The sequence below is a fragment of the Mucilaginibacter ginsenosidivorax genome (assembly GCF_007971525.1).
GTDB lineage: Bacteria > Bacteroidota > Bacteroidia > Sphingobacteriales > Sphingobacteriaceae > Mucilaginibacter > Mucilaginibacter ginsenosidivorax.
On record NZ_CP042437.1, the window covers coordinates 930,196 to 951,495 of the forward strand.

Below are 21,300 nucleotides of genomic sequence, written 5' to 3' on the forward strand. Positions count from 1 at the left end.
TTAAATTTTAGCAGGATTTACAGTTGAACATTTATCCCCACGTTAAACACTTTTTGAACCGGGTAACCCAGCCCGTTACTCCCTTGCTCAGGATCCCAAAGCTTAAAGCCGCTGATAAGGAACAGGTTGGTGCCGTTGGCATAAATCCTTAAGCCCGATATATGGAACTTTTTTAAGGTTTTATCTTTAATACTATACCCTAATTCGGCGGTTTTCATGCGCATAAAAGCCCCGTTACGCATCCACCAGTTGGATGGCTGGTTATTGTTGGTATTTTGCGTTAAACCAAGCCTGGGCCAAAAAGCATATAAGTTCCGGTTATCTTCAGACCAGTGATCATTGGCCACTACGTTAAGCAAACCATGCTGGTAAGCGCCATTGGCCACAAAGGGAGAAATAGCCGTAGGATCGATAAAAAATGACGACCGGGCCGATCCCTGGAAAAATGTACTGATATCAAAGTTTTTATAGCCGAACGAGAAGCCGAAGCCGTAAATAATTTCGGGCGTGGTTGGGTAACCAAGGCCGTTAATCATATCAAGCGCGGTTATTTGCCCGTCGCCGTTTAAATCGCGGTATTTGATATCGCCTCCCCTCACCTCGCCAAAGTTTTGCTTGGGCGAGTTTTTTACATCTTCGTCATCAACAAACAAGCGTTCGGCAACAAGGCCGTACACTTCGCCCAGTGATTGCCCCACGCGCGACAGGTATTGTTCATTTGCCGGGTAAGCAGGCTCTTCGTTTACCAGCAGCTTACTGGCCGCATAGGTAAATGTGCCCCGCATTTGCAGCCAGGCGCTGCCAAAGTTTTTATTATAATCAATAGCCACATCAACACCCTTGCCTTCGGCCACGCCTACGTTGGCGCTCACGGGGGCCGTAAGCCCCATGGTAGTGGGTATATAGGCCCGCTGCATTAAAATATTGCTGCGGCGCTCATGATAGGCATCTATGGTTATGTTTAGGGCATCAAACAAACCCAAATCCATCCCGATATTGGTTTTCTTTGATTTTTCCCAGGTGATGCCCTCATTGGCATATCTGGAGATAGAAACGCCAGGGCGGTTGTAGGCATAGTTTTCGCCAAAATATGATCCGAAAGTACCATCGTTAAGGTTTACATTGGATAGGTAAAAAAACCTGTCGTTGGCATTACCAATCTGGTCATTACCCACCAAACCGTAAGTGGCGCGGAACTTTAACTTGGTGATGGTGTGCACTAAGGGTTCAAAAAACTTTTCGTTATTAACATTCCAGGCAACGCCTACTGACGGGAAAAACCCAAAACGGTTGTTGCGTGCAAAACGTTCCGACCCGTTGTAACCAAAGTTGGTTTCAAACAGGTAACGGTTATCGTACCCGTAGGTTAGCCTGCCGCTAACGCCCTGGTTACGAAAAGGGAGCGACGATTGCAAATCGCCGGCATTGCCGGTAACATAGTTACGCTGTATACCAATGAGCAGGCCGCTTATATTATGTAATTTGTTAAAAGTGCGGTTATAGTTTAGGGCAACCTCGGCGTAGTTGGTACTGTTTACTACTTTATTGCCCTGGTTGTAGTTAAGGTATTCGGTAGCCGATTTTTCGTTTAATAACGATAAGGTATAACCTTTAGGATCGGTAGCCGAGGGGCTGGCCGCGTAATAAAACGGCGTATACTGCCTGCTCAGGTTAAAGTAAGCATAGCGCTGGGTATAAGCCATGGCCCTTGCCGAGAGGCCTTCGGTGATAAATTTCAGGTCCTGTTTAATTTCCAGCTGTACATTCAGGGTTGATGTGCTGTACTGCTGAAATCCAGATACCATATCGGCAAAAGGGTTATCATAAACATCGCCGTTTGAACCCCTTGGCGCGTTACCAAATAAGGGGTGCTTAACCAAAGGCAGATCAGACGCGGGGAATGTGGCCGGGAACAACACCGGGTTGGCATTTAACGCGCTGCCGAAAACAGCGCCGCCACCTCCTATTGGGCCGTTATAATCATCAAAATCTCCGGACGTACGTACGATGGCCTCGGTAGATGAGGTGAGTTTTACGTTTACGTTCGACCGGATCTCGTAGCTTTTAAGGCTTACGTTGTTGTTGAAATTGTTACCTGTTTGCGCCTTTAACACACCATTATCTTTATTGGCCGATGCCGATATATAATATTGCGCCCGGTTAACACCGCCGCTGATGTTTAAGTTAAGCCTTTGGTTATTGGTGTAATTTTTAATTAACGAGCCAATCCAGTCGTTACTTGGGTACAGCAGCGGATTATCCCCGGCCATGGTGTGGTCAATTTTGTTTTGGGTGTAGGGCAACGGCGACAGCGGATTGCGGGTAAGGGCCGCTTCGTTTGATAATTTCATGTAGGTGATATTATCGGCCAGGGCAAAGTTTTGCGTGTTTGTTGAGGTAGAATTTTCAAACCGCACATTCATTTTGGTATCGCCCACTTTGCCCGATTTGGTGGTAACCAGGATAACGCCATTAGCGCCACGTGCACCATATAATGATGAAGCTGCTGCATCCTTCAGGATAGAAAACCCGGCAATATCATCGGGCTGAAGGCGGGCCAGCGTATTGGTGGTTGACTCCATCCCATCAATCAATATCAGCGGATCGATTTTACCCGAGCCAAACGAGGTTATCCCTCTGATAAAGAATGAAGCGTTATCGGCCCCCGGTTCGCCACTGCGCTGGTACGATATTAAACCGGCAATACGGCCGGCAAGCATGGTGGTTAAGTTGCTGGTTGGCCCTTTTAACTCTTTGGGGTTAATTGTAGTGATAGAGCTTACCATACTTTCCTTTTTCTGGGTACCGTAGGCTACTACCACAACCTCGTTCAGGTCGTTTTTATCGTCAAGCAAAACTACATTAATGGTGTGCCGCTGGTTAACGGCTACCTCTTGTTTGGCATAGCCCAAAAACGAAAACACCAGGGTATCGGTGGCGTTGGGCACCTTAATGGTGTAATCGCCGCTAACTGTGGTAATGGTACCGCTTTTGGTATGTTTTACGGCAACACTTACGCCGGGCATTACCAGCCCTTTGTTGTCGGTTACCTTGCCACTTACAGTAAATGCTGTTTGCGCCAGGGATACCTTCCCCAGGATCAATAAAAACAGTAAGCAACAAAGGTACTTCACCTTCAAATAGGTAAAAATTCTTTCATTCATGATGGGTTTGTGTAAAGGTTGACTATATAATTTGGTATTTGTATGTACATAATTACATATTAAAATAACAAAAACAAAATTTTTTGAAATAAAATTTAAATAAGTTGTGAATCAGTGCTTAAAACGTCACTTTATCCTGTGATTTAATGATTTAGGTGTCCATTATATTAATTATAATGGTAAACATTCGAACATATTTATTAAATGTTGATACATTATAAAATATTTTAAAAAGATTCACTAAAAACGAGAGGATGCAACGGAAAAACCGACTTTAAAAAGGCACAAAACAGGTTGTTGTAATTTGTATTGCATTTGTGTGCATTTGTATAACTTTTTTAAAAGAAAAGTTTCAATTAATGACATAAAAGTAACTCATAAGTGAGGGGTTTTAAACATCTTGCAGGGCACAGAAAGCCATAACGCAAAACAGGCCGCAAAGCGGCCTGTCAATCATGTTTTTATACTTTTAATGAAGTACACATCCACGCGTCATTGTAAGTATCCGGCAGATAAAACGTAAAAACATGAAGATGACTTGCAACGAAATATAGCTAAATCAATTTACTAAAGTATCGCTATTATGAGGTACGAAGCAATCCCGAACTATGTGGGACTTAGCACATCGGGGATTGCTTCGTACCTCGCAATGACGATCGTTTAGTGCATCCGTTTAACTATATCCATTGCACGTCATAACGATTTCTCCAGGTTTCACCTGATGGTTACCAGCAATGACGGATATTCGATATTGGTAATCAGCTTCTTGCAAACACATCATGGTGATTGATAAAATTTCGCGAAGCTCGGAAAAGGGGCGATGGCGTACATTGCATGGCGGCGACGACTCACCCGGCTACGCTGCGCTGGCCACCCTCTCTTCGGCTTCGCCGGAAAGAGGGGCTTGAAAATTTATTATTTTTTTTCTCTATAATATATTGATATTGAGCACTCAAGCCCCTCTTTCCACCGCAGGTGAAGAGAGGGTGGCGGGCGTAGCCTCGCCGGGTGAGTCTTAGCCGGCGTTCAAGAGAGTGTTTCTTTTTTACTTACACAAGCCTTATTTATTCCTGGCAGCCCATTGTTTTAAAACGGTAATAGCATCATAAAGCACACCAGCCTCGCCCCTGAAATCGCCCGAACCTTTCGGGGTGCCGCTTCGTACATCGTACCACTCAAAAAAACCTTTGTTGGTTATAACCCTATCCAGCATTGGCGATAACTCGGCATAAGCATCCTTCGCATAACCGTATGATAATAAGGGGGCTATCATGCGGCCGCCAAACCATGTCCAGTCGCCGCCGTTCTGGTAATCGTAGGAGTGCATGTTCGGGAAGCGCTCTGTTGGGTATGGCGGGTAAACGGTAATGCCGATAGTTGCATGCTTTTCTTTAGCTGCTGCAGCCACCATCTGGCGGTTTATTTCTTTAACCTCGGCCGGAGTATTAAAACCAGCCTGTATCGCACATATCGACCCGCCTAAATACAGGATCTCTTTTTCATTAAAATCGGGCGTAAAGGGGCTGCCATTCAGGTACAGGTGCGGGATATACTTTTGCGCTTTACTATCCCACAGATATTTACGTACGTTTTTTGTAACAGCAGCCGCTACAACCGACCAGTTTTGTTTGGCTTTATAGCCTTTGGGCTGCATGGCCACAAAATCGTGCAGGGCCATCACAAACATGGCATTATCATATATATCAATGGCCCATTTGGTTTTATCGTTAATAGCCACACCCCAGCCGCCATCGGCCTGCACATCGCCCCAATCAATAGTGGTAGCCCCGGTTACCAGGCCGTACTTTGCAGACCAGCGGTCTTTTTGCAGGTATATAAAAGCATCCTCCATACGCTGCAATACTGTTTTGCCACCAATCACTTCATTCAAAATGGTTTTATCGCCGGTAACATCAATATACTTTTTTACAGCCTGCACCAGCGATGATTCCTGGTCGGTCTCCACTGTATTTTTATGGGCCGCCCAGCCACGCAATAAAGGCGAGTAACGATATTTGTAACCCACGTTTGCTTTGGCGCTATCTACCACACCATCAACTATATTACCATCGTCGCCCTGGATCTTAAAAAATAGTAGTATCTTTGTTTTAACCTCATCCTTAGGATGCACCCGGAGCGATCCCTTAATAAAAGTATTAAAATCGCGGATCCAAACCTCGTTGTAGGATGTGCCTGCAGAAAAGCCCGAAAGTAATTTTAAAGCCCTGGCCTGGATGGTATCTAACCGTTCATCGGCCATGATAGCTTTGGCAAGCGTCGCCTTACCTGTTGTTTGAGCGTTGGCAGCTAAGCCGGTAAACGTAGAAAGCGTAATAAAAAAAGGCAAAAGTATTTTCATGTAGGATTAATTTTATAAATGAAGCTATTTTAGGATATAATAACGCTGTTATCTGGCACCGACAACAAATATGTACAAACATAAAAACATTAAAATTCAATCCAAATTTATTCCGTGTTTTATTTACAGAAAATATAAAGCTATCTTTAAGTTTCAGACAATCCCGGTAAAAACAGCCGAATGTTTTGTTTAGCACATAAGGGATAAACATATTAATAAAACAGTGGCCGTTAATTAACAAATTATTTAATTTGCACCATACTGTTTGTAAAACCTGGATAAATACCAACATGAAATTTTCAATTGATCATAAAAGCAGCGTTCCTCTTCATATACAGGCCGAAAACCTGCTGAGAGAACTGATAAAAGACCCTGAATACCAGGCAGGTAAGCTTTTACCCAACGAAGTAGATTTGGCAAAAAAACTGGCCATTTCCAGGACCACGCTGCGCCAGGCTATCAACAAACTGGTTTATGAGGAACTCCTGATCAGGAAAAAAAAGCTGGGAACAAAAGTGGCCCAGCCCAAAATGAGCTCAAAAGCAATGAACTGGCTAAGTTTTACCCAGGAAATGCAGGCTCGCGGTATTATCATTAAAAACTACGAACTACATGTAAGCTGGGTGTACCCGGACGATTATATAGCCAACTTTTTTGATATAAAAACCGAAAAAAAGATCCTGAAACTGGAGCGCTTAAGAGGAAATGCCGACGAAGCTTTTGTTTATTTTGTATCGTATTTTCACCCCAGGATTGGCCTTACCGGTGATGAGGATTTTAAAAAACCGCTATACGAAATGCTTGAAAATGAGCATTCTGTAGTTGCCGATTTATCAAAAGAAGAAATTAGCGCCAAAGCGGCCGATAAATTTATTGCCGGCAAACTGGAGATTGATATTGGCAGCCCGGTACTTTTCAGGAAGCGTTTTGTATTTGACCAGGGCGACCGGCCAATGGAGTATAACCTGGGTTACTACAAAGCCGAAAGTTTTGAGTATACAGTAGAAAGCCGAAGGACAAGCTAAGCCGAAACTAAATATTAATTACTTGTTTGTAATTTAAATGAAATCTAATATGTTTGCACATTATAACATATAACGATTGTATGAACAGAGGTCCCGTTTTAAAAAATGATGTCAAACCTGATATTCAAGAACTGAGGTCGACCAGCCAATTCCTTATTCCGGCTGAAAAGCAATCGGCACAAAAATCTGGATACGATATCTACCCTACGTTTAAAATTGACGGGCCTATTTTTAACGGATTTGGAAAGCTGGCAAGCTGGATCATAGCGCAGCAGCAAAACATCATTATTGATGGATACTCGGGCGTGTACTGGGATATTTTTGTAAATCACCTTAATAATGAGCTTATTAATAAGGGAGCAAACGTAAACTGGATAAACATTAATGAAGCCTTAAAACCCGAATTGGTTATCCATGCCACAATAGAACCTTTTATGGGTGGCAACGACCCCTTGTTTGGGAAGATTTACGAAGATACCCTGGCAGATTTTTTTGACGAGGAACTGTTAAGCGAAATAACGCCTTTGAACGGCTGCCTGAACATTATTTATGGCTGCGGCGCGGCACTCAGCGGCTGGCAGGCACCCCTTATTTACCTGGATGTACCCAAAAACGAAATCCAATTCAGGTCGAGAGCCAACAAGATCTGTAACCTTGGCGATCACCAGCCTGCAGACCCTAAAATACAGTACAAACGGTTCTATTTTGTTGACTGGCCGGTACTTAATAAACATAAAAAGCAATTACTACCTGCTGTTGATATCATTGTTGACGAGCAAAGAATTGATGATATCAGCTGGGCAACCGGCGATACCCTCAGGAACGCGTTAAAACAGCTATCTGGCCATATGTTCAGGGCCCGGCCGTGGTTTGAACCAGGCGTATGGGGTGGCCGCTGGATAAAAGATAACATTAATGGCTTAAACGACGACGTGGTAAACTATGCATGGTCGTTTGAGTTGATAGCACCCGAAAACGGCATTATACTTGAATATGATGACCATATGCTTGAAGTATCATTAGATACCCTGTTTTTATACAACAGCCAGGCTATTTTAGGTAAAGCGGCAGATAGATTTGGTGATGCCTTCCCCATCAGGTTTGATTTCCTGGATACCTTTGACGGCGGCAACCTTTCATTGCAATGTCATCCTACCGTAGCTTACACCAAGGCAAATTTTGGCGAAGATTTTACCCAGGACGAAACTTATTATATTCTTGATGCCGAACCGGGGGCCGAGGTGTACCTGGGTTTCCAGGATAATATTGACGCACAGGAATTTAAAGCTGTACTGGAAGACAGTTTTCAAAACAACCAGCCCGTTGAGATAAAGGACTACGTGCAAACATTCCCGGCAAAAAAGCATGACCTTTTCCTGATTCCAAACGGCACGGTACATTGCTCGGGCAAAAACAATATGGTACTTGAAATAAGCGCCACGCCCTATATTTTCACCTTTAAAATGTACGATTGGCTTCGCCCGGATTTAAACGGAAACCCGCGTACATTAAATATCGACAGGGCATTTGAAAATCTAAACTTCGACAGAAAAGGCAGCGTGGTTACCGACACGTTAATATCAAAACAAAGGGTAGCCAAACAAGGTAAAGATTGGCAGGTAATTAACCTTACCACGCATCCCGAGCATTTTTACGCCGTTGAGCGTTTTGAATTTGACACCGTTGTTGAAGAAAACACCAATAACCAATGCCATGTATTAAGCCTGGTAGAAGGCGAAAGCATAAAAGTTACCACCAACGGGTTAACGCAAGTTATCCATTATGCCGAAACATTTATTGTACCGGCCAATGCGATAAACTACACAATGACCAATACCGGCAACAGCAGGGCAAAAGTGGTAAAAGCCTTTGTTAAGGATGAATGCTGTTAATTAAAAATCTAAAATAAAAATAAACCATTACCTAAATTACCATTTCATGAACCAGCAAAATTCAAAGTCTGTACAAAGCAGGTCTACCCTATTTTTGGTGGCCATTACTTTGGTAGCAACATTGGGCGGTTTACTTTTCGGTTTTGATATGGCCGTAATTTCGGGCGTACTGCCTTTTGTTAAAAGCCAGTTCTCGTTATCATCAGCTACAGAAGGTTGGTTTGTATCATCGGCATTGGTTGGCTGTATTATCGGCGTATCCTTCTCGGGCGATTTAAGCGACCGGATAGGCCGCAAAAAGATGTTAATGTTGGCGGCCATATTATTCCTGCTTTCGGCCATTGGCTCGGCGTTATCATCGGGCTTTACCTTACTCATACTGGCACGCATGCTTGGTGGCATGGGCGTAGGCGTGGCATCAATTGTAGCACCTTTGTATATCTCAGAAATTGCCCCCGCAAACGTGAGGGGTCGCCTGGTTACCTTTTACCAGCTGGCTATTACCGCGGGGATACTGGTGGCCTATTTAACCAACGCGGGCTTACTAAGTTTTTCGTTAAACTATAAAGGCAGCGGATTGGGCGATATTTTAAACCTGGTACTGGTTAAGGAAGTTTGGCGCGGCATGTTGGGTTTAGGTACAGTGCCCGCCTTGCTATTTTTTACAGGCTTATGTTTTGTACCCGAAAGCCCGCGCTGGCTTATCCAGCAAGGTAAAAATGATGAAGGGATAGCTATTTTGGCAAAAATTACCAATATGGCTTCGGCGCAAAAAGATGCTCTGCTAATACAAAACACCAAAAGCCAGGAGAAAGGATCATATAAAGAAGTGTTTTCGCCGGCCATGCGCAAACCCTTGCTTATCGGCCTGCTGCTGCCCCTGTTTTCGCAGTTTAGCGGTATTAACGCTGTAATATATTACGGGCCGCGTATTTTAAGCGATGCGGGCATTAACATCACCAATGCGCTACTTGGGCAAATCGTTTTTGGCATCGCCAATTTCCTGTTTACCATTATAGCCATCTGGAAGGTTGATAAAATGGGGCGCAGGCCATTATACATTGCAGGTTCGTTGGGTGCCACAGTGTGCCTGGCATTTACGGGCATTTGTTTTTACGCAGGTACAACCAGCAGCATCTCGTTAGTTATCAGCATTATACTATTCCTGGCTTGTTTCGCATTCTCTATCGGGCCGCTCAAATTTGTTATCGCTTCAGAAATTTTCCCTACCAAAATACGTGGCAGGGCTTTGGCTTTAAGTATCATGGTGATGTGGATTGCCGATACTATTGTGGGGCAGCTTACACCCATGTTTTTAGGCTCGGTTGGGCCGGCAGCTACCTTTTGGTTTTTCTCGGCTTGCTGCCTGCTATCATTCTGGGTAGTATATAAACTGGTGCCCGAGACCAAGGGTAAATCGCTTGAGGAGGTTCAGGAGATTTGGGCGGGGCATTAGGCCTCACTCTGCCCGCAAAGACTAATGTGAGTACACATTTTACCAAAAGAAAATGTCATTTCGAACGAACAGAGTGGGATTGTGTGAGGGGGTGAGGAGAAATCTTATGCGATTTGCATTCCGAGGGGCCATGTTGATGCAGGGCGTTAAAGATTTCTCCTCGTACCTCGTTCGAAATGACAACTTCTTTTTATAGGGACTTGTGTGTGCCCAGCAGTCTTGGGGAGAGGGTTCTTGATTTACATGTTTTTTAAATCCTCTCCTTTGGAGAGGATTTAGGTGAGGCTCTTAACGATATATAAAATAAGCAATATGATAAGGATACGCAAAACGGCTGTATTGTTCCTGGCAATTTCATGCGTGTATTTAAGCGGCGCCGCGCAAACAAAACAGCCGGTTGATTATGTTGATCCGTTCATCGGCACATCTAATTCCCGGTGGATGCTGTTCCCTGGTGCCACCATGCCCAACGGAATGGTTAAGCTTAGCCCCGATAATCAAAGAGGTGTTTGGCAGGGCGGTTATGAGTATGCCGTAGGGAGTATCCATGGCTTTAGCTTTTTACACGGCTGGACAATGGCGGGCCTACTGACCATGCCTGCCAACGGCGATCTGTCCACATCACCAGGCGCGCCCGACGAACCGTTTAAAGGGGCCGGGGCCGGTTACCACTCCAGGTTCAGGCACGAGGATGAAAAGGCCTCGCCGGGGTACTATTCTGTTTTCCTGTTGGACCCGCAGGTTAAGGTGGAACTGACTGCAACCGAACGTATCGGTGTGCAGCGCTATACTTTTGCCAAAGACAGCTCGAACCGGATCATGATCCAGCTTAACATCCCGGCAGAGTATGGTTATGACCTGAAAGATGCTGTTATTACTAAAGTGTCCAACTCCGAGATACAGGGTTATGCCAAAACAGCATCGGCCAATTTTAATGACTATACCCTGTATTTTGTAATGCAGTTTAACAAGCCTTTTCATGATTTTGAGGGATATGGAAACCAATCGGCAGTTAAGAGCAATAAAGAGATCAAAGGATCGGGCGAGTTGGGTGCATACGTTACCTACCCAACCTCCAAAACCGAACAGGTAATACTCAGAACAGGGATCTCATTTGTTAATATGGACCAGGCCCGGCTCAATCTTAAAACCGAGTTGAAAGATTTCGGCTGGAATTTTGACGCCCTGGTAAAACATAACCGGACAATATGGAATAATACCCTAAAAAGCATTGCGGTAACCGGTGGCAGCGAAACCGATAAGAAGAAATTTTACACCAATTTTTACCGCTGTTTCACTGCCAAGATGATCATGAGCGATGCCAACGGAAAATATACCGATGCCTGCGAAAATGTACAGCAATTACCGGCCGGGCGCACTGCAATGATAGGTGGCGATGCTTACTGGAATACCTTTTGGAATTTGAACCTGCTATGGACCCTGACATCGCCTGATATGGTGCAGCAACTGGTAGATACGCAGCTGGAAATGTATGAAAAAACAGGCTGGCTATCTAAAGGCCCTGCGGGGATTGAGTACTCGGGCATTATGGAGGGCTCGCATGAAATGGCATTGATTTCCAGCGCGTATTTAAAAGGCATAGTAACCAAAGATGCTGAGATAGCTTACCGCGCCATGAAAAAGACGATGGAGGTTGAACCCACTCCTACCTGCGGGGGCAATCCGGGCAATCCACAGATAACTGATTATGCCAAATTTGGCTTTGTACCTGTTGAAAAAGGTGCCACCTCAAAAGCATTAGATTATGCGTACGATGATTGGTGCGTAGCCCAGATGGCTAAATTGCTGCATAAGGATGATGATTATAACTTTTTTTTAAAGCGATCTGCAAGCTGGAAAAACGTTTTTAACCCGGCAAGCCGCTACGTTACGCCAAGGAAAGCAGATGGCTCATTTATCCCTGATTTCGACCTTTTTTCTGTTAGTCATTTTGTGGAGGGCAACTCCTGGCAATATTCGTTATATGTGCCGCATGATGTTCCGGGTTTAATCAATTATATCCATAAGGATGAATTTTTAAAGCGGCTAACCATCGGCTTTCAAAAATCTGAGGTACACAAATTTGCGGCGCACGCGCTTGACCGTACTATGGGGCAATCGGCCGAATATTATATTAACCAGGGCAACGAGGTAAATATGCAGGCAGCTTTCCTGTTTAATTATGCAGGCAAGCCATCCCTTACCCAATATTATACCAGGAAGATACTGAACACTTTTTATGATGCCTCGCCCTACGTTGGCTGGAATGGCGACGAAGACGAAGGCCAGATGGGTGCCTGGTTTGTATTAAGCTCGATGGGTTTATTTGAAATGAACGGCGGCACATCGCCCGATTTAAGGATTGATATTACCAGCCCCCTGTTTAGCGATATTAAAATCAATTTGAACCCATCCTATTTCAAGGGAAAATCATTCGAGATTAAGGCATATCATAATTCGGCCAAAAACATTTACATCCGTACGGCAAAGCTAAACGGTAAAACCTTAAAGGGTAACCATATCAGCTTTAAAGATATTGTAAACGGCGGCAAGCTGGAGTTGTATATGAGCGCTGCCGCTAATTAAACTTTAATCCTGAGCTGTAAAATCCAGCGAATCTGCCGGTAATGGTATCCCTTAAAGTGTCATGTTTGGGTGATAAAATTTCACAAAATCCTGAAGGGAAATAGCATTCAAAAATAAAATACTGTCATGCTGAGTGGTAAAATTTAGCGAAATTCTGAAAGAGGGAATGACAATTAAAAATAAACCACTGTCATCCTGAGGCACGAAGGATCTATTCGCGAACTTTATTGGCGGTTATGCATGGCGTACAATAGATCCTTCGCTATCGCTCAGGATGACAGAAAATGAAACTTGTCATGGGTAGGAACGAAGCATCTATTAGCGAACTTTTCTATCGCTCATGCATAGCTGATAGATCCTTCGTACCTCAGGATGACAGGAGGTGTGACATCGGTTTAATCTTCAATGTCATGCCGAACTTGTTTCGGCACCCCACATGCTAAGTGTACTTCATGCGGGTCACCTATCCTGTGGGATCCCGAAACAAGTTCGGGATGACTTTCGTTTTTAAACATATCATAGTCAGTAACCAAGTATCCGCTTGCGAACCTCGCATTGTAGATTACATACAACTGTCCGATCCGAGTATAATCAAAAAAACTTGCGAAGTTTAAAAACTTCGCAAGTTTAGTCCCAGGCAAATGCGGGAGCTATAATTACCTACTGCGTAACCGGCAAGTCCTTAATACCCCATGACTTATTAGGTTCGGGGCCCATTTCCAGCTTTAGCTCCCCTCCTTTTAACAATTCAGATGCGGGAAACCAGAAGGATTGCAGCGCTTTACCGTTAAGTGTAGCGCTTTGTACATATTTATTATCCCTCGATACGTTTTTAGCCTCGATGGTAAAGCTTTGCCCCCTGCCGTACGCGCCGTTAAGGTGAATGGTTACTTTAGGAAAAATGGGGCTTCCTATTTCGTATATCGGGTGTGCACCGGCACCGCCATCTGTTTGGAAAAGCCCTAAGGCGTTCATTATAAACCACGAACTCATTTGCCCCTGGTCTTCATCGCCCAGGTAGGCATTGGCTACACCAAAGCCGTAAAAACGATCGACCACCGAGCGGCTCCATTTTTGGGTAAGCCAGGGGTGTTTGCCCCAGTTAAACAGGAACGCAAACTGCATACTTTGCTGGTTGCCCTGTATCACCGGGTAGTCCCAATACTGATCGCCGGGGGCATTAAACCTCAGCTTGTAGCTCTCTTTAAAGCCCCAGCTCAACCTGTCGATAAACTTATCCTGGCCTATTTTCTGTATCAGGCCGGGAACATCCTGGGGTACAAAAAACGTGAGCTGCCACGCATTTCCTTCTACATAATGCTCATTAGCGCCCGACCGGAAAGGATCAAAATTTGGATACCAGATACCATCTGAATTTTTCATCCGCGAATACCCAATTGTTGTATCCATCGCATTTTTCCAATAGCCCGACCTGGTTTTAAAGGTGTCGTAAATATCATTACGGCCTAATGACTTTGCCAGTTGCGAAACTGTCCAATCGTCATAAGCGTACTCCATTGTGTTTGAAAACCGCCCTTTATCATACGGCACATATTTGTATTCTAAATAGGCTTCCAGGTCTTCATTTCCTGCAAAGCCTGCCTTTCCTACTTTTTGTGCGGGCGTAGTCTGCATTTTCACCACAGCTTTAAGCACCTTTTGCGAATCATAATCGCGGATGCCCATCTGGTACGCGCCCACCATCAGCGGGATCTCGTGCTCGGCTACCATCACCGGCACGTAGTTCATCCCGGCGGGACCTTTTGCAAGCCAGCCATCAGCATCGTACATAGCCAGTTGAGATTTTACCCAGTTTGACGACCATTCGGGCGTTGCCAGGTTCCAAAACTGGTTAAGGTTCCAAAAGGTGTTCCAAAACGCATCGCAACCCATTGCCGGCGATTTAGGGTCTTTCAATTGCTGCAGTTTTTTCGAGGCATCAATCCATTGCCCGTTTACATCACTCCAGGTATTGCGGCTGGCCAGCGCCCGGAACATGTTACTATAAAACCGCATTTTTTCGCGGCTATCGTTGGTGCTTATCTCCAGGCGCCCCAATAGCTTATTCCAGGTTTCCTTTTGGCCTTCACGTACTTTTTCAAAGTTCCAGTTATACGGTTTGGTAATTTCTTCTGTTAAATTTTGTGCCGCGTTATCAAGGCTCACCAGTGATATGCCGGTGCGGGTTTGTACCACCTGGTTTTCGCGGGTACCAAACTCCACATAAGCGCCCGCATTTTTAGGGTCAATAGCACCTACAATATCACCATCCCCTACTTTATTATTTACCCAGGTGCCAAATTTGCGTATTGGGCGGTCAAACTCAATCACAAAATAAACTGTATAGTTTTGATCGACCCCGCCCGACCATGCATCCTTGGTAAATTGCTTGCTCGATCCTTCTATCCGGGTATCGCTAACCTTCTTTAATGTAACATCCTTTAGGCTGTAACCATATTCCGCCGGGATTTTCAAGTCAATCATTACCCTTGCATTTTCGGTTTTGGGGTAGGTATAACGTTCAAAACCGCAACGGGTGGTTGCCGTAAGCTCGGCTTTAATGTGATAATCGGTCAGCATTACTTTATAATACCCTAAAGGCGCTTCCTCGCTCGATTTATCAATCTGCGAGCGGTAACCGCCATCGCGTTTACGCTCGTCGCCAATACGGGTTTGCAGCGGGCCGCTGGTGGGCATCATACCCAGGCCGGCCATTGTCCATTCATGAATGTGGCTAAATGTACCTATACTTTCAAAAGTGGGATCGTAACCACCCATCCAGCCCCCGTTTTGGTTATCGGGGCTCAGTTTAACCATCCCAAAAGGCATCCAGGGACCAGGTGCAATCATCCACCTGGAGTGAGCCGAACCCAGGCGCGTATCAACATAATCTGCAGGTGTTTGTAGCTTATTGGGCAACCGCAGCACTACTCCTTTTTCAAGCAAAGTATCGTTGCAAAAAACCTCGTAGCTGCTTTTTTTTGCGGCTGCAACAGCCGGCATAGGCGCTTCAAACACATACCTCGCCGAATCCAGTTTATCGGAAAAAATTATCTTGCCGTCCAGCTTAACCAGCAATTTAGGTTTTCCGCTCAGGTGCTGTGCATCAACAAGCAGCGGCTGATATCTTTTTTTACCATCTTCAATATCATATGCCGCGGGTTTAACGCTGCGCAAAAAGATATTACCGGGAGCGGTTAGTTGTAGTTCCTTTGGACCATCCAGTTTAACCTGGTCAAATACCAGCCATGAGCCATCTATCGAGGTAATTTGGATTTCGTTTCCACCTTTGTGCAACAGGCCGTTTTTTATGGGGATGGTTAGCGTATAAGGATTGGCTTCACTAAGGTCGCCCTCAACAACCTTATTGTTTTTGCCGTTTGGCAGCCGGGTTTCAAACGACTGGCCGTTGATGACCACCTTTACCAATGGCGGCGAGGCGGCATTATAGCCAACCATGTTTATGGTAAAACTATACCCCCCATTAACCGGCAAAGTTTTTACACCAAACAAAATATTAAGCACCTGCGAATGAATGCCCGAAGTACCGCCCGTGCCGCCCCAGTCATCATTCGGGCCAGGTAATACATATGGCCAATCAATTTCGGGTTTAGATAGCCCGATCAGAAAAAAGCGGTCCTCCCATCCAAAGTCATGGTCTAAAAAATGTTGGTATGCTGCAGGAGCCAACGCCATCCCCAAACTACTGCGGTCGGCCTTGCCTATTTGCCAGATTGTGCCTTGTTGGGCAAAACCTCTGTTTAATGTAAAGCACAATGCGGCCATTAAAAGCACACTTTTTCTATTAATCCTTATAAACATATATTCAAAATTGATTTGCGCATAAATTATTGCCGGTACATTAATAACTGTAAAATGAATTACATTATAATGTATGTACATAAATACATAAAATATTTCATTGCGCAAATTTTTTATACAATACAACCAATAAATTTTTATTGACAGGGTACCATCAACGGAATGCCTACCGAAAAAAAACAGGCCATAGATGCGACCACCATATAATTGGGCTATAAATTAAACGGGCGCGAGCGCCATTGTTTGAAATTTATTGTTTTATATATATTATTATTTTATTTAAAATAAACTACATTTGAGTAGGGTGGCTCTTTACAGAACACCCGGCCTTTACAAAACCTGTTATAAACACTTAATGAGAAAATTATTATTTACCCTGGTGGGAGTATCTGCCCTTTCTGTATGTTTTTCTCAAAATTTATTTACAAAAAAGATAATGAAATACTCATTGAAAGATGGTCTTTCATTTGGTATAATCAACGGGATAACGCAGGACAACAAGGGCTTTATCTGGTTTGCAACCAGCGATGGCTTAAACCGGTTTGATGGTACAAACTTCAAGGTGTTTAAATTTGAACCTAATAATCCTTATAGCCTGCCAAGTAATTATGTTCAAAGTATATTTAAAGACAGCCAGGGAGATATTTGGATATCATCAAGAAGGGGGATTTATAAATTTGATACCAATAAAGAGCGTTTTATAAAATTTAGCCCGCCAGGTGTTCCGTCAAACTATTTAAACAACGTAAACAGCATTTTCGAAAATAAAAAAAAGCTGTTGTGGTTTTCTTGTGGTGCATCGGGATTCTCCTCATATAACATAAAAACCCACCAGTTTAAAAACTACACTAAAAAAGAGCAGCCTGGTTTATTAGGCGATTTATCTGTCACTAATGTTATCGAAGATAGTTATGGACTATTATGGGTAGGAACAAGAGACGGTGGACTTAATGTTTTTAATACCAGCAATGGCGTGGTTTCAAAAAACATAAACGCTGAGTTTCCACTTAAACTTATACCTCAGGGCCTCATTACTTGTATTTATGAAGATCATAATCACAACATTTGGATAGCAACCAGTAAAGGCCTGGTACTTTACAACAGAAAAGAAAATAACTTCCACCTTTTTTTAGGATCAACTTATAAATTACGAAGCAACTATTTTTTTTCGCTTTTAGAGGATGAACATAAAAATCTGCTTGTTGGCCTGTTGGATGGAGGCTTATATACTATAAATCTCGACAAGGCGGAAAAGTCATCTTATAAAGATATTACTATTGATCCGGTTAGGTCGGAAGATAATTATAGCATTACCGCACGTACTATTGAAACTTTATTCCAGGACCGGGATAAAAACACATGGGTTGGCACTTATGGTGATGGAATTTATTTATTGAGCAACGTTCCGGAAAAATTTCAAAAATTCCAGAGCGAACTAAAAGATAACTATGGCAGTAGCTTTTTAAGATACTATGGAATGTGTATGGATGATGAAGGGTACCTGTGGATGGGTACCGATGGCGATGGGATATATAAGAAAAAATTAAGTGGCGAGGTTGTAAAATATTATAGGGCCAACGGACAAAAAGGCTCCTTAACCAGTAATAATATACTCTGCGCGTATAAAGATCACGCTAACACGTTGTGGTTTGGGTCGTACACGCATGGATTATTCAGGTACAATAAAACAACTGATTCTTTTACTAATTTTTACCATAAAGCAAATGATCCTACAAGTATCTGCTTAAACGATGTAAGGTCGATCATTGATGATTCAAAAAATAATTTATGGGTTGGTACTAATGGAGGAGGCTTGAGCTTATTACCAGCAGGCAGTGATAAGTTTATTAACTACAACCCACAAAATAGCGGCATTGGATCAGATTATATACGGGCACTTGCCGAAGATGGTAATGGCAACCTTTTTATAGGGACCTCGGCATCCGGCCTTAAATATTATATAAAAAATCAAAATAAGTTTGTTAACTATTTTAGTGACAACGAGGCAGAAAAGTATTTGCCCAGCCATTTTATTTATTCTTTGTATTTAGATGAAAAAAAGAATCTTTATATAGGTACCGAAGGAGATGGCCTTGTTGTATATGATATAAAAAACAAAAAGTTTAAAAGATATACCGAGAAAAGTGGATTGGCTGACAATACTGTAAATGCGATACAAAAAGATGAGGCCGGCGGTATTTGGATAAGTACCAACAGAGGACTATCGCGGATTGACCTGCAAACGGGTAAGATTATTAATTACGATAGCTCTGAAGGGCTGCAAGCCGGGCAGTTTAACCCGGGTTCGTCCATGTACAGCAGTACTAAAAAATTTATGGTATTTGGCGGTACCGAAGGTTACAATGTATTTTATCCGGCCAATGTTAAACAAAACTTATTTAAGCCCAAAGTTTTGATTACCGGCCTCCAGTTATTCGGCAAAGAAGTTGAAGTAGGTGAAAAAGACAGTATATTAAATACAGGTATTAATGAATCTACCCAAATCACCCTAAATCCCGATCAACCGGTTTTCTCGATACAATACGTGGCGTTAAACTATGCCTATGCCGAAAAAAGTGAATTTGCGTATCAACTGGCTGGATTAGAAAAAAACTGGAATTACGTAAAAAATCAAAAATCAGTTACCTACCGCTATTTGCCACCCGGCGACTATGTATTTAAAGTTAAAGCAGCCAACCAGGATGGTATCTGGTTTGAAAACTATGCAACATTTAAGATAAAAATTTTGCCCCCATGGTATCAAACATGGTGGGCTTATCTAAGCTATTTGATAATAATTTCCACACTTATTTATTACTACTTAAGCTACCGCAGCAACGCCGCGCGGTTAAAGTACGAAGTAAAAATAGCCCAGATATCTGCCGAAAAAGAAAAAGAGCTGAACGAACGGAAATTATCTTTTTTTACCAACATTTCGCATGAGTTCAGGACACCACTCACCTTAATAATAAACCCTGTTAAAGAGCTGCTATTTAACCCAGGGGCAAAAGAAAACGAAACCACCAACTTAAGTATAGTTTTCCGTAATGCTCGTCGCCTCTTAAGTTTGGTTGATCAACTATTGCTATTCAGAAAAGCAGAGAGCGAAACCGACAGCCTTAAAATTGTGAGGCTGAATATTGTAAACTTATGTAAAGAGGTTTTTTTATGCTTTAGCCACCAGGCCAAAAGCAAAAATATATTGTTTGATTTTGTTTCTGAAACCGATGCTATAGAAGTTTTTGCCGATCGGGAGAAGATAGAAATTGTTTTATTCAATTTAATATCAAATGCCTTAAAATTTACCCCGGACAATGGCATGGTAAATTGCTTTATTTCGCAAACAGAAACTTTTGTAAACATAGAAATTAAAGATACAGGGTGTGGAATAGCAGGAAATATAGGCGAACAATTATTTGATAAGTTTTACCAGGTGCAAAATGAATCGTCATTTAATGGCGGCTTTGGTATTGGCCTTTACCTGGTAAAAAAGTTTGTTGAAAGCCATAAAGGAAACATTAGCTATACCAGTTTAAACGGCGCTGGCACCATATTTAAGGTTTGCCTGTTAAAAGGTAAAGAGCATTTAAGCCCAAATCTTATTTTTGAAGATGTTATAGAAACCTCTGTTTTTCTGGATGAGCTTATTGAAAGTTATGAGGAAGTGCCCGGCTTGAGCAAAGACTCAAATGCTGCTAAAAATAAAAAAAGCGACCCTTTTGATTTTGAGTCAAAATCTATGCTTATTGTGGACGATAATGAACAAATGAGGCAATATTTAAAACAAATTTTCTCGCCAAAGTTCGAAATTTTTGAAGCCGCAGATGGCGCCGACGGGCTTGATAAGGTGTACCAGTTTTTGCCAGACATCATTATTAGTGATGTAATGATGCAAGGATTAAGCGGTATTGAGTTATGCAGCAGGGTTAAAGAAGATGCTACCCTAAGCCACATACCGGTGTTATTATTAACCGCAAGTTCATCGCCCGAAATTAAACTTAAAGGGATTGAGGGCGGAGCCGACGATTATATCAGTAAACCATTTGAACGCGAATTACTTTTAGCGCGTGTTGAAGGTATTCTTAAAAGTAAAAACAGCCTGCAGAAATATTTTTATAATGAAATCACCCTAAAATCAAATGACCTTAAGGTGCCGCCTGATTATAAAGAGTTTTTAGCAGCTTGCATCAAGGTTGTGGAAGATAACTTAAGCGATGGGGATTTTTGCATAAAAACCCTTGCAGATGAGGTAGGAATGAGCCATTCCAATCTTTATAAAAAAATCAGGGCTATTTCGGGTCAATCTGCCAACGGGTTTATACGGTTTATACGCCTGCGAAAAGCTGCGGAGCTGTTCCTTAATACGGATTGTACAGTTTCTGAAGCTGCCTACAAAGTTGGCATTAATGACCCCAAATATTTCAGAGAACAGTTTAGCAAACTTTTTGGGCTCAATCCATCTGATTACATCAAAAAATTCCGCGTTCCTTTTCACGCCAATATCACCAGGAGTGTGGTGAAGGTAAAAATCAGCAAAAGCTAAATTCTTAAAAACCCGAAGAACTTAAATATTCGTCGAATTTTACCAATTACCCCCTCAAGTTGTATGAATTTACCTCTCGTACACGGTATTTATTATGCTCATCTTAGTGCTGCCAATTATAAATGTACTAACCACATTTAATTTTATTTAGATAACAGTCTACCGTAATATCACATCGATAAACGCAGGTTTACCGACCATATTATTTTAGGAACAAAAAAGTTACAAAGGTTTGCGCAGCTATATAACTTATAATGATAACAAGCGAATAGTACAACTTATTGCAACAATGAGTACTGCTGCCATTATTACCTGTAGTGAACCGTTACCAAAAAGAACCAATTTTTAATTTAACATATAAACCCCAATAATGTATATGGAAGACAAATAACATCATCACCCACAACCCGGGAGATAGATTAAGGAACTAATCTACCCCCTATCCTATTAACC

Annotated in this window: 8 protein-coding genes; 5 read left to right on the forward strand and 3 right to left on the reverse strand. The window is 42.8% G+C overall.

Annotated elements, in window-relative coordinates:
* Positions 1–17: 17 nt before the first annotated feature.
* Both FSB76_RS03820 and FSB76_RS03825 read right to left on the reverse strand, forming a co-directional pair.
* Positions 18–3,164: a SusC/RagA family TonB-linked outer membrane protein gene (locus FSB76_RS03820; protein ID WP_147052271.1), complete on the reverse strand. Its 3,147-nt coding sequence runs from the start codon at positions 3,162–3,164 to the stop codon at positions 18–20.
* A 1,060-nt stretch (positions 3,165–4,224) separates the two neighbouring features.
* The gene (locus FSB76_RS03825; protein WP_147052272.1) at positions 4,225–5,523 is read right to left on the reverse strand and encodes a glucosidase family protein; all 1,299 of its coding nucleotides are present in this window, start codon (positions 5,521–5,523) and stop codon (positions 4,225–4,227) included.
* Between the two features lie 290 nt (positions 5,524–5,813).
* Between FSB76_RS03825 and FSB76_RS03830 the strand changes: the two genes are divergently transcribed.
* From FSB76_RS03830 to FSB76_RS03845, 4 genes are all read left to right on the forward strand, one after another.
* Complete coding sequence (locus FSB76_RS03830) at positions 5,814–6,548, forward strand: GntR family transcriptional regulator (RefSeq protein WP_147052273.1); 735 nt, start codon at positions 5,814–5,816, stop codon at positions 6,546–6,548.
* Between the two features lie 80 nt (positions 6,549–6,628).
* A complete protein-coding gene (locus FSB76_RS03835; protein WP_225976410.1) occupies positions 6,629–8,440 on the forward strand; it encodes a class I mannose-6-phosphate isomerase in 1,812 nt (603 codons plus the stop codon).
* A 46-nt stretch (positions 8,441–8,486) separates the two neighbouring features.
* Positions 8,487–9,896 carry a sugar porter family MFS transporter gene (locus tag FSB76_RS03840; protein ID WP_147052274.1) on the forward strand — a complete coding sequence of 470 codons (1,410 nt, stop codon included), beginning with the start codon at positions 8,487–8,489 and terminating at the stop codon, positions 9,894–9,896.
* A 312-nt stretch (positions 9,897–10,208) separates the two neighbouring features.
* Positions 10,209–12,482: a GH92 family glycosyl hydrolase gene (locus FSB76_RS03845; protein ID WP_147052275.1), complete on the forward strand. Its 2,274-nt coding sequence runs from the start codon at positions 10,209–10,211 to the stop codon at positions 12,480–12,482.
* A gap of 660 nt (positions 12,483–13,142) precedes the next feature.
* Here the strand turns inward: FSB76_RS03845 and FSB76_RS03850 are convergent.
* On the reverse strand, positions 13,143–16,304 hold the full coding sequence (locus tag FSB76_RS03850; RefSeq protein ID WP_147052276.1) for a GH92 family glycosyl hydrolase: 3,162 nt from the start codon (positions 16,302–16,304) through the stop codon (positions 13,143–13,145).
* A 436-nt stretch (positions 16,305–16,740) separates the two neighbouring features.
* Between FSB76_RS03850 and FSB76_RS03855 the strand changes: the two genes are divergently transcribed.
* Complete coding sequence (locus FSB76_RS03855) at positions 16,741–20,847, forward strand: hybrid sensor histidine kinase/response regulator transcription factor (protein WP_158642833.1); 4,107 nt, start codon at positions 16,741–16,743, stop codon at positions 20,845–20,847.
* The last annotated feature ends 453 nt before the right edge of the window (positions 20,848–21,300 follow it).